10 protein-coding genes and 1 pseudogene are annotated in these 11,333 nt (G+C 45.4%); 5 read left to right on the top strand and 6 right to left on the bottom strand.

The window, feature by feature from the left end; translation table 11 throughout:
- Position 1 precedes the first annotated feature (1 nt).
- Together frdC and frdD are read left to right on the top strand one after the other, a co-directional pair.
- Entirely contained in the window at positions 2-388 is a 387-nt protein-coding gene (gene frdC / locus A1QO_RS13615) for a fumarate reductase subunit FrdC (protein WP_017040588.1), read from the top strand.
- Positions 389-401: 13 nt separating this feature from the next.
- On the top strand, positions 402-779 hold the full coding sequence (frdD, locus tag A1QO_RS13610; protein ID WP_026026669.1) for a fumarate reductase subunit FrdD: 378 nt from the start codon (positions 402-404) through the stop codon (positions 777-779).
- A gap of 129 nt (positions 780-908) precedes the next feature.
- On the opposite strand, the gene hslU is transcribed toward frdD, so the two are convergent.
- From hslU to priA, 5 genes and pseudogenes are all read right to left on the bottom strand, one after another.
- Positions 909-2,243 carry an HslU--HslV peptidase ATPase subunit gene (gene hslU, locus A1QO_RS13605; RefSeq protein ID WP_017036793.1) on the bottom strand — a complete coding sequence of 445 codons (1,335 nt, stop codon included), beginning with the start codon at positions 2,241-2,243 and terminating at the stop codon, positions 909-911.
- An 83-nt stretch (positions 2,244-2,326) separates the two neighbouring features.
- Positions 2,327-2,869 carry an ATP-dependent protease subunit HslV gene (gene hslV, locus A1QO_RS13600; RefSeq protein ID WP_017036794.1) on the bottom strand — a complete coding sequence of 181 codons (543 nt, stop codon included), beginning with the start codon at positions 2,867-2,869 and terminating at the stop codon, positions 2,327-2,329.
- 269 nt (positions 2,870-3,138) lie between these two features.
- Positions 3,139-3,690, bottom strand: coding sequence for an SPOR domain-containing protein (locus tag A1QO_RS13595; RefSeq protein WP_017036795.1), 552 nt, complete (start codon positions 3,688-3,690; stop codon positions 3,139-3,141).
- 121 nt (positions 3,691-3,811) lie between these two features.
- Positions 3,812-4,828: pseudogene (gene cytR, locus A1QO_RS13590) on the bottom strand (DNA-binding transcriptional regulator CytR); the annotation flags it as partial.
- Between the two features lie 213 nt (positions 4,829-5,041).
- On the bottom strand, positions 5,042-7,243 hold the full coding sequence (gene priA / locus A1QO_RS13585) for a primosomal protein N' (RefSeq protein WP_017040903.1): 2,202 nt from the start codon (positions 7,241-7,243) through the stop codon (positions 5,042-5,044).
- A gap of 274 nt (positions 7,244-7,517) precedes the next feature.
- Between priA and rpmE the strand changes: the two genes are divergently transcribed.
- Positions 7,518-7,733: a 50S ribosomal protein L31 gene (rpmE, locus tag A1QO_RS13580; RefSeq protein ID WP_017036798.1), complete on the top strand. Its 216-nt coding sequence runs from the start codon at positions 7,518-7,520 to the stop codon at positions 7,731-7,733.
- Positions 7,734-8,026: 293 nt separating this feature from the next.
- A complete protein-coding gene (locus A1QO_RS13575; RefSeq protein ID WP_017036799.1) occupies positions 8,027-9,316 on the top strand; it encodes a malic enzyme-like NAD(P)-binding protein in 1,290 nt (429 codons plus the stop codon).
- 210 nt (positions 9,317-9,526) lie between these two features.
- Here the strand turns inward: A1QO_RS13575 and metJ are convergent, their stop codons facing one another.
- Positions 9,527-9,847, bottom strand: a complete 321-nt coding sequence (gene metJ, locus A1QO_RS13570) for a met regulon transcriptional regulator MetJ (RefSeq protein ID WP_017036800.1) — start codon at positions 9,845-9,847, stop codon at positions 9,527-9,529.
- Positions 9,848-10,118: 271 nt separating this feature from the next.
- Between metJ and A1QO_RS13565 the strand changes: the two genes are divergently transcribed.
- Positions 10,119-11,333: an O-succinylhomoserine (thiol)-lyase gene (locus A1QO_RS13565; RefSeq protein ID WP_017040586.1), complete on the top strand. Its 1,215-nt coding sequence runs from the start codon at positions 10,119-10,121 to the stop codon at positions 11,331-11,333.

Raw genomic sequence — 11,333 nt, 5'->3', positions numbered from 1 at the left:
GATGAGTAGTAATCGTAAACCTTACGTTCGTGAAATGAAACGCACCTGGTGGAGCAATAATCCCTTTTATCGCTTCTACATGCTGCGCGAAGCAACGGTACTGCCGCTGATCCTATTCACTCTGTTTTTGACCGTCGGATTGGCCTCTTTAGTCAAAGGGGCTGATGCATGGCAAGGTTGGCTCGAATTTATGGCCAATCCTGTGATCATCGCCATCAATATTGTGGCGTTGGCTGGCAGCTTACTTCATGCCCATACTTTCTTTGGCATGATGCCGCAAGTCATGCCTATTCGTTTGAAAGGCAAAACGGTTGATAAGAAAGTGATTATTTTAACGCAATGGGCTGCTGTGGCGTTTATCTCCCTCGTTGTTCTCGTTGTTGTGTAAGGAGCATATTGTGATAACAAACAACTATAAAGTAGACAGATCACCAAAACGCTCTGATGAGCCTATCTGGTGGGGGCTATTTGGCGCAGGTGGCACATGGTTTGCCATGATCACTCCGGTTACCGTACTTGTTCTCGGTATCCTTGCACCTCTTGGTATTATTGACGCTGAAGCATTGAGCTACGAGCGTGTTAGTCGCTTTGCCACCAGCATTATTGGTGCCTTGTTTATCATCGGCACACTGGCTTTCCCTATGTGGCACGCTATGCACCGCCTTCATCATGGTATGCATGATCTCAAAATACACGCAGGCGTTGCGGGCAAAGTCGGTTGTTACGCCTTTGCCGGTTTGATCACTGCTCTGTCGGTTATCTTTATTGCGATGATTTAAAGTAAGCCAATCGCAGTGAGTAATAAACAGTTAGTACCATCAGCAAGTAACCATCATTAAGTAATAAAAAGGGTTGGCATAATGCCAACCCTTTTTTCTGTTCATTGTCTTTTTATTTAAACAACGTGATTAAAGAATGAAGCGGCTCAAATCTTCGTTTTCAACCAACTCACCCAGGCAGTTCTTCACGTACTCAGCATCAATGGTTAAACTTGTTCCGGCTTTGTCTGTGGCTTCAAATGAAATCTCATCCATTAAGCGTTCCATCACCGTGTGCAGGCGACGAGCACCAATATTCTCCGTGGTTTCATTCACATGCCATGCAGCTTCAGCGATCTGAGTAATACCATCTTCTGTAAAGTCGATATCCACTTCTTCCGTTTTCATCAATGCAATATATTGCTCAGTCAATGAAGCTTTCGGTTCGGTCAAAATACGCTTGAAATCGTTGCTTGATAACGCTTCAAGTTCTACTCGAATTGGCAAGCGACCTTGCAACTCAGGAATAAGATCAGAGGGCTTCGATACTTGGAATGCACCAGACGTCACAAACAAAATATGGTCGGTTTTCACCATGCCGTGCTTAGTCGATACCGTACTGCCTTCAATAAGTGGCAGTAAGTCACGCTGAACACCTTCACGAGAAACATCAGGGCCGGAGCTTTCACCACGCTTACAGATTTTGTCGATTTCATCGATAAACACAATGCCATTGTTTTCGACATTAAAGATTGAGCTCTCTTTTAACTCTTCCGGATTCACAAGCTTGGCCGCTTCTTCTTCCGTCAGTGCTTTAAAGGCATCTTTAATTTTCATCTTGCGCTTTTTCTTGGTATCTCCCGCCAAGTTTTGAAACATACCTTGAAGCTGATTGGTCATCTCTTCCATACCAGGAGGCGCCATGATTTCAACGCCCATCTGTGGCGCGGCAACATCGACTTCGATCTCTTTATCATCTAGCTTGCCTTCACGTAATTTCTTACGGAAGATTTGGCGGGTATTCGATGAGCTATCGTCTGATTTCTCATTTTCACCCCAAGCATCACGGGCTGGCGGTAATAGTGCGTCTAAGATACGTTCTTCAGCTTGTTCTTCAGCTCGGTATTTTACTTTCTCCATCGCTTGCTGATGGGTCATCTTTATCGCCACATCCGTCAGGTCACGAATGATGGTTTCTACTTCCTTACCAACATAGCCCACTTCCGTAAACTTAGTCGCTTCAACTTTAATGAAAGGCGCGTTAGCCAGTTTAGCAAGACGACGAGCAATTTCAGTTTTACCCACACCCGTTGGACCAATCATCAAAATGTTTTTCGGCGTGACTTCAGCACGCAAGCCCTCTTCAAGTTGCATTCGACGCCAACGATTACGCAGGGCTATTGCCACTGAACGTTTTGCTTGGTCTTGGCCAATGATGTGGCGGTTAAGTTCGTGAACAATTTCACGAGGGGTCATATCAGACATAATTATTTCCTTAAAACAGTGTCACTGGCTATTTTTATTTTTCACCAACTAAAATGGGCTTTGACATAGACGAATAGTTGAGTCTATTTAACCAGTTCTGCTGGGATTTCTAGTTCTTCAATAGTGTGATGATGGTTAGTAAAGACGCAAATATCACCCGCAATTTGCAATGACTTTTGTGCAATCTCTAGCGCGTCTAATTCTGTATTTTCAAGTAACGCAATCGCAGCGGCTTGTGCAAAATTGCCACCAGAGCCAATGGCGATCAAATCGTTTTCTGGCTGAACTACATCACCGTTTCCGGTAATGATTAGCGATGCGGTCTCATCGGCTACCGCTAACAGAGCTTCTAGCTTTCTTAATGCGCGATCACTGCGCCAGTCTTTTGCCAGTTCAACTGCAGCTTTAGTGAGATGCCCTTGATGCATTTGCAGTTTACTTTCAAATCGCTCAAACAGCGTGAACGCATCGGCTGTGCTACCAGCAAAACCAGCCAGAACCTTGTTGTTATAAAGGCGACGTACTTTTTTCGCGTTACCTTTCATGACGGTATTGCCTAGCGATACTTGTCCATCTCCCGCGATGACAACTTTATTATTTCGACGTACTGATACAATGGTAGTCACGAGTAGGGCCTCTTATTCTAGATTAGGGAGTTAAACACTGATATGAGGTCAAAACGGGAAATTTCAAGAGCAAAAGGACGCGACTCTTTGACGAAAATACATACCAAGACACCGTTATGACTGAGGTGAGTGATAAATCATGAAAAGTGACTAACTGGAATCATTTTTGTGAATAGCTTCTATGGCTGATTTCTATAAATAGCTAAAAATAAAAAAGGCTATTCCTTTGAATAACCTTCTTGATAAAAGTGGGCTAAGACATTCAATGTCTACTGTGATTCTTTCCAAATCGCACATGGCTCTATTTTGGCGCGTTGCAATTTATGCCTATCTCGCTCGGCATCACGCTTTAACGTATACGGCCCTAAAACAACACGATACCAACTGCTGCCTTCTTTTTTCCTGACTTCACTTTGAATGCCTTGAAAGGCGATGTTGGCTTTTCGTTCTTCTGCTTGTTGAGAGAGCTTAAACGCGCCACACTGCATAATGTAAGGAATATCAGAGATAACCTGCTCTTTCGCCTGAACCTCTACCTCTCGGTTTGGCAAAGACTCAACGTAGTCCCATTTTTCTTCTGGGGGCTTGGGCAATACGGTCGCAGGTTTGGGTTTTGGCTTCGCAACGGGCTTCGCAGCAGGTGTCGGTGGCTCAGGATCGTTACTTAACGTATACAGCCCGTAACCAAAAGCACCCAATAAAATAAGAGCAATGAGCCCACTTCGCCAAGGTTTTCGCCTTGGTGAACTCTTATTCGACGCCTTTTTACTAGGCGATTTTTTGGTTCCTCGCCCGCGCTTTACATAATCTTTATTTGCCACGATGGTCTATCAACATTGAAAAGTCAGTAGGTATGTTAATTCAGATTTGGTGGGGATAATAGGGTAGAAATGGAAGCAGCGCACCAAAATGCGCTGCCAGTCAGGGGATTTAGCCAAAGAATCACACCAGTCTTGGTGGCGCAGCGCTTTCCCTAACCACCAAATGCGTTTCTAAAAGACGCGATCCTGCTCGTACATCGTGCCCTCTCAATAACTCAAGCATCATGAGCATCGCTTGACGACCGATTTCATAACGAGGCTGAGAGATCGTCGTTAATGGTGGATCACAATACTCTGAGAATTGAATATCATCAAAGCCAACCACGGATAGATCTTGCGGAACACGTAATCCCAGTTTTTTTGCTTCTTGAATCGCGCCAATTGCCATGACATCGCTGTGACAGAAAATCGCCGTTGGTGGCTCAGGAAGTGATAATAAAGCTCTTACTGCTTTTGCACCCGCTTCAAAAGTAAAGTCACCATACGTAGTGTAAGTCGGGTTCATGCTCAAGCCACCGCGTCTCAATGCCTGTTGGTAACCTTGCTGACGGAACTGGCAAAGCACCGCATGTTGAGGCCCTGAGATTTGAGCAACACGTTTATGACCCATTTGTGTCAAATAGTTTACCGCTTCAAATGCCGATGTCAGGTTATCGATATGCACCGTAGGTAATTCAAGTTCTGGAGCAAATTCGCAAGCCATCACCATTGGCGGTAGATTTTTTTGCTCAGCTTTGCTCACATCAAAAGGAAGATCGCTGCCAAGTAGCAACATACCATCCGCTTGCTTAGTGAAAACGAGGTTAACAAAAGAGGCTTCGCGCTTTTTTTGCTGTGAGCTGTCACCCAGTAAAACAAGGTAACCATGCTCCATTGCTGCATCTTCAATACCACGAATAATTTCAGAGAAATAAGGATCGCAAATATCAGGGACGATAGTGACAATGGTTTTAGATTCATTTCGACGCAGGTTTCGCGCCAACGAGTTTGGTGAATAGCCAGCTTCCAATACAGCATCTTCAACACGCTTACGTGTGGTCGACGATACTTTCTCTGGGTTCATCAGAGCTCTGGACACGGTTGCCGTTGAGACTCCCGCAAGCTGGGCAACATCCTTCATTGTCGCCATATTTTTAACCCTCTCTTCCTTTAGTTACAGCCACGCTGCATTGCGTATTGTTAAAGTTAATCTGGCGAACTGTCGTCCACTCTTGTTTTTCTATGTTCTGATAGTTTATTCATTTCTAAACATAAAGTTACGGTGAGATTAACACATTTTGCACGACTAGCGTGAAGTGGCTCACAAATCCCTTGTTTGTACTTTATCCAGATTCGCTCACAGCCCTTCGATTTAACTGAGATCTTGCGGTTCGATATCAATCGACCAACGGACTTTTTTCGCAATAGGTAACAGGTTTATCGCAGGTTTGGCGCTCATCAGAAGCTTCTGCATTAACGAACGCGCTTCCGTTTGTAATAACAATTGCCATCGATACTTCCCCGCTCTTTTAGCCAGTGGTGCTGGCACCGGGCCAAGAACCATGCAGTATTCATCGAATAGAGGATGCGCTTCAAGTGTATGACGAACTTGACGAAGAAAGTCTTCGACAAGCTGATTATCATTCGCTTCCGCTCTAAATAGGGTTAAATAACTGTAGGGAGGAAGTTGCGCCAACTTGCGCTCTTGAAGCGCAGTTTTCGCGAAGTGCCCATAGCTTTGATGGAGTAAAGCTTGCAGTAATGCGTGCTCGGGGTGATGGCTTTGTAAGATCACTTCACCGGGCTTACTTGCTCTTCCAGCACGCCCGGCAACCTGAATGAATAACTGAGCCAGCCGTTCCGATGCTCGAAAATCGCTGCTGTATAAAGATCCATCCACATCCAATAGCGCCACTAAGGTCACATCCGGAAAGTGATGCCCTTTGGCCAGCATCTGCGTGCCAATTAAGATTTGATACTCACCACGACGAATGGATTCCAATGCGCTCTCTAAACTGCCTTTTCGGCGTGTGCTGTCTCGATCGATTCGTACGGTTTTGAATTCGGGAAACAATTCCAGGAGTTGGCTTTCTAACTGCTCGGTCCCGACACCAACGGTCACTAAGTTGGTTGAACCACAGCCATGGCATTGATGAATCACCGCTTGCTGAGATCCGCAATGGTGGCAACGCACCTCTCGGCTATGTTGATGGAAGGTGTAATACGCATCACAGCGTTGACACTCTGCTATCCAACCACACTCATGGCACATTAAAGCCGGAGAAAATCCACGACGATTGAGAAACAACATCACCTGATTGCCCGCGTTCAAGTGGCGTCTCATTTGAGCGATCAATGGCGCTGACAATCCACCTTCGAGATACAACCCTTTAATATCTAACACGCTGTGCGTGGCAGGCTTAGCGACACCGGCTCTTTGGGTGAGCGTTAAGTGGTGGTACTTGCCAGTTTGGGCATTGTTCAATGTTTCAAATGCAGGAGTCGCAGAACCCAGTATGATGGGTATTTGTTCTTTATTAGCTCGCATCACCGCAACATCACGAGCATGGTATCTTAACGAGTCTTGCTGCTTATAAGATCCATCGTGCTCTTCATCCACAATGATGATGCCGAGATCAGCAAAGGGGGTGAGCAGCGCAGAACGAGTGCCAATAATGATGCCCGCGATATTATCACGCGCGGATAACCAAGCATTGAGTCGCTCAGTGTCATTGAGTCCAGAGTGCATCACAGCCACTGGCACATTAAATCGCTTTTTAAAACGATTAATGGTTTGTGGCGTCAGCCCGATTTCAGGCACCAACACGAGTGCCTGGCGCTTTTGCTCTAGGACAGGCTTGATCATGTTCAGATAAACCTCAGTTTTACCCGAACCCGTCACGCCTTCCAGTAAATAACAGCCAAACCCCGGATTACTGTTCACCGTTGCAATCGCTATCGCCTGCTCTTCGTTGAGTTTTGGCTTATCAACGTTCGCTTCTACGTCACGCGGCCATGGCTTCTGTTTGGGTTTGATCTCGTGGCTCTCTATCCATCCTTTATCTTGCAATGTTTTTAAAACACTGCTGGTAATATCTTGGTCAATAAAGGACTGATGAGACAGCGGCCCATGCTCAAGCATCTTCATTACCGTCGCTTGCTTAACGGCTCGACCAAATCCCTGCATCAACTGATCGTTACCTGCTGGAGTTAACTGCCATTCTACTTGGGCAGTAAAGTCGGCCGGTTTGCCTTTCTTGAGGGCGCTAGGCAAGGCGTTGGCGAAGGTCTCACCAAGAGGGTATTGATAGAACTGACTGCACCAATGAAGTAAACCATACAGTTTTTCTGGCCAGACCGGTTCTGAATCCAACACTTTGTAAATCGGTTTGAGCTTCGATATTTCAAACTCAGATTCACTGACCATCGCGGTCACGATCCCAATCTGACTTCGAGGGCCAAAAGGCACACTGACTCGCCCACCAATCACCGGAAACAGATGATTTGGAATGAGATAATCAAATTGCTTATCCAGTGGAACAGGCAGAGCAACTCGAGCGATGGATGGGCGCATAGTGATTGGCAACTTTTAACGGCAACAAGAAAACACAGTCTAAATGATCGCTTAGTAAAGAGGGAAGCTAAAAAAGTGGCTAAATAGTTAGCAAACCTGTTGATCCTCACGCAAGTATTCATTACTATACTGCGCCTTAGTGATAGGGCTTTCTGATAGGGTATTGGTCATCACGACCCGCCAAGAAGAGAGTGTTATCCATACTGTTTTATTAACTACGTGTGGTGTCCGGCATAGAATCGGATAGCGACACGGCCTAAATTGAGGTTATCCCATGAAAGCTGGAATCCACCCAGAATACAAAGCAGCGACAGCAACTTGTTCTTGCGGCAACTCGTTTGAGTTCAACTCAACGCTAACTAAAGAAACTATCCACCTAGACGTATGTGACAAATGTCACCCGTTCTACACTGGTAAGCAACGTATCGTTGATACTGGTGGCCGTGTTGATAAATTCAACAAGCGTTTCGGTGCTCTTTCAAGCAAGTAATAGCTCGCGCTATACCGAATTAAGAAAAAGGACGCTCAGGCGTCCTTTTTTGTTTCTGTTGTTCTAACCTCATCGCCTCTCCCCCTCTTTCTATCTTTTCCTTTATTGTCTTCCTATTTTATTCCTATCATCCTCTTTATCTTAAATAAACTCAGTGAGACCAGATCTGGTCTTATCAGTAGTCCATTCATGACTATTAATGATATGACTCGCATTCTGACCTAGGCAGGTTGACTTACATACTCTAGAATGGTATTCCCCTTTGGCCACACTTTCAATGAGTACCTAACCCTATGTCCGATGACAACCGTCAAGAAAACACTGCTGAGTTATCTGCACAAGAAGCCTTCCGTCAACAAGCTCTTGATTACCATCAATTCCCGAACCCAGGTAAGATTGCCGTTGCACTAACAACGCCCGCTAATTCAGCGGAAGATCTGGCACTGGCTTATAGCCCTGGTGTTGCTGAACCTGTTCGTGAAATCGCGCAGAACGTAGACAATGTTTACAAGTACACCGCGAAAGGAAACATGGTCGCAGTCATTTCTAACGGTACCGCAATTTTGGGTTTAGGTAACTTAGGGCCAATCGCCTCAAAACCGGTTATGGAAGGCAAAGCGCTGTTGTTCAAACGCTTTGCTGGCTTAGATTCTATTGATATCGAAGTGAAACACCGCACCATCGACGAGTTTGTCGATACCGTTGCTAACATTGCCGATACCTTTGGTGGCATCAATTTAGAAGACATTAAAGCACCGGATTGTTTTGAAATTGAACGTCGCCTGATTGAACGTTGTGATGTGCCTGTTTTCCACGATGACCAACACGGTACCGCCATTGTTACCGCAGCAGGCATGCTTAATGCAATTGAACTGCAAGGCAAAAAGTTGGAAGAGGCTACCATTGTTTGTCTGGGTGCAGGCGCAGCAGCGGTGGCGTGTATGGAACTGTTGATCAAGTGTGGTGCCATGCGCGAAAAGATCTACATGCTTGACCGTAAAGGTGTGATTCACACTCGTCGTGATGACTTAAACGAATACAAGCAGCTGTTTGCCAACAATACCGATAAGCGTACCCTTGAAGATGTGATTGAAGGTGCTGATTTATTCTTAGGCGTATCAGGGCCAAACTTGCTGCCACCTGAAGCGCTAAAACTGATGGCTGATAAGCCGATCGTTTTCGCCTGTTCAAACCCAGATCCAGAAATCAAACCTGAACTTGCTCATGAGGTTCGTAATGACCTTATTATGGGCACTGGTCGCAGTGATTATCCAAACCAGGTCAATAATGTTCTGTGTTTCCCGTTCATCTTCCGTGGTGCTCTTGATGTGCGTGCAAGCGAAATCAATGATCCAATGAAATTAGCCGCGGTGAAAGCTATCCGAGAACTGGCTAAAGAGCCCGTGCCTGCCGAGGTATTAAAAGCTGCGGGTGTTGATAGCCTTGAATTCGGGTCAAGCTACATCATTCCAAAACCGATGGATCCACGTTTGTTGCCTCGCGTAGCAAAAGCGGTGGCCGTTGCTGCAGTTGAATCTGGAGTAGCTCGAATCGACATGCCAGAAAACTACATGGCGTCGTAATCGACTCTCCTAGTAAAATAACTAAAGATATTCCAAGCATTAAAAAACCGCAGTCTTTTTATAAAGTCACTGCGGTTTTTTTGTTTCTGTGCAATTTTTAATTTTGGTACAACAAGCGATGGCTTTACTGTGCCAGTGAGACTATTAACGTAACACTTAGCTAATAAAGTCATACTTAGCTAACAAAGTAATACTTAACTGAGCCTTTTATTATTCTTGATCGTAGGCTTCAAATTCAATCCCCATTGCCGTCATCAGTGCTTTCACTTCTGCCGGAATATCATCTGGGCGATCTTTTCGTAAATCTTCATCCGTCGGTAACGGTTGGCCAGTATAAGCATGAAGAAAAGCTTCACACAGTAATTCACTGTTGGTCGCATGGCGCAGGTTATTTATCTGACGACGCGTACGTTCATCGGTTAATACCTTCAGTACTTTTAGCGGAATCGATACTGTGATTTTCTTTACTTGTTCGCTTTTTTTGCCGTGTTCCGCGTATGGACTAATGTATTCACCATTCCAGTCTGCCATTGCGCACCTTCGTTATTATCATATGGTAGTTAAGTTGAGGGGCAATTTTAGCCGGATTTAAGTCTATAAGCAAAGACATATAGACGTCTAGAAGTGTTGACGTCTTCATTTTTGATAAGTAAAGTGTCAAAAATGAGGAAGGGAATAACTGATAGCAACCTGAAATTATCCATATACCTAGGTCTATCCATATAACCAGGTATAGCCGTATTTCCCTTACGAGTCATTATAGCAGCGTCAAAAAGCATAGCCATACACAAAGGAAGGATTTATGAGCACCCGCAAGCCAGCAACAATCGCAGTTCGTACGGGAATCGAGTCAGATTCGCAACATCACGCTGTGGTGCCACCTATTTATCTCTCAACCAATTACGGCTTCCCTGCATTTGGCGAAGTGCCTAAGTACGATTACACACGTTCTGGAAACCCAAATCGCGGGTTGCTTGAAACCGCCTTGTTTGAGCTAGAGTCAGGCAAAGGCGCTGTGGTCACAAACTGTGGAACGTCTGCACTTAACCTTTGGGTATCGGCATTTTTGGGGCCAGATGATCTTATCGTTGCCCCACACGATTGCTATGGTGGCACTTACCGACTGTTTAATACACGAAGCCTTAAAGGTGACTTCAAGGTGGAATTTGTTGATCAATCGGATACCAAAGCCTTTGACGCGGCCATTGCTAAAAAACCAAAACTGATTCTGATTGAAACCCCATCAAATCCTTTAGTGCGTGTAGTCGACATTGAGAAAACATGCCAAAAAGCCAAACAAGTCGGGGCATTGGTCGCGGTCGACAATACCTTTTTAACCCCTGTGTTCCAAAAGCCTTTAGATCTTGGCGCTGACTTCGTTATCCACTCAACCACCAAATACATCAATGGTCACTCCGATGTGATTGGTGGCGTTGTGATCACCAAAACCGAAGAGCATGCAGAAGAACTCGGATGGTGGGGCAACTGCATTGGCGCAACGGGTACCCCTTTTGATAGCTACATGACGTTACGCGGCATTCGCACATTGGGCGCGCGCATGCGTGTGCACGAAGAAAGCTCACAAACCATTTTAGCCGAGCTTCAACGTCAACCTTTAGTGAAAACTATTTATCACCCGAGCCTTGAAAGCCATCCAGGCCATGAGATTGCAAAAAAACAACAGTTAGGCTTCGGCTCTATGTTGAGCTTTGAGTTTGGCGGAACCTTCGAACAATTAAAGTTCTTTGTTGAACAACTCGACCTGTTTTCACTGGCAGAGTCACTTGGCGGTGTTGAAAGTTTGATTTGTCACCCAGCTTCCATGACCCACAGAGCAATGGGTGAAGCAGCACTTTCTGAAGCCGGCATTTCTCAGCAACTTCTTCGCCTCTCGGTTGGTCTAGAAGATGCGGAGGATCTGATCGATGACCTTAAACAAGCCTTTCAAAAAGCCGCCGCCTTTACTGGCGATGCAACGGATTCTCAAAATACCCCCCCTTCAGAGAAAGAGGCGTAA

Origin of the sequence: Vibrio genomosp. F10 str. ZF-129 (assembly GCF_000287055.2) — a bacterium.
Lineage (GTDB): Bacteria > Pseudomonadota > Gammaproteobacteria > Enterobacterales > Vibrionaceae > Vibrio.
Note: the sequence above shows the minus strand (reverse complement) of the source record. Positions and strands in the feature narration are given on the sequence as shown.

Coding starts and splice junctions, on each gene's coding strand:
- hslU (WP_017036793.1), bottom strand. CDS start 2,243: ATGTCTGATATGACCCCTCGTGAAATTGTTCACGAACTTAACCGCCAC.
- frdC (WP_017040588.1), top strand. CDS start 2: ATGAGTAGTAATCGTAAACCTTACGTTCGTGAAATGAAACGCACCTGG.
- metJ (WP_017036800.1), bottom strand. CDS start 9,847: ATGGCAGACTGGAATGGTGAATACATTAGTCCATACGCGGAACACGGC.
- rpmE (WP_017036798.1), top strand. CDS start 7,518: ATGAAAGCTGGAATCCACCCAGAATACAAAGCAGCGACAGCAACTTGT.
- A1QO_RS13575 (WP_017036799.1), top strand. CDS start 8,027: ATGTCCGATGACAACCGTCAAGAAAACACTGCTGAGTTATCTGCACAA.
- A1QO_RS13565 (WP_017040586.1), top strand. CDS start 10,119: ATGAGCACCCGCAAGCCAGCAACAATCGCAGTTCGTACGGGAATCGAG.
- priA (WP_017040903.1), bottom strand. CDS start 7,243: ATGCGCCCATCCATCGCTCGAGTTGCTCTGCCTGTTCCACTGGATAAG.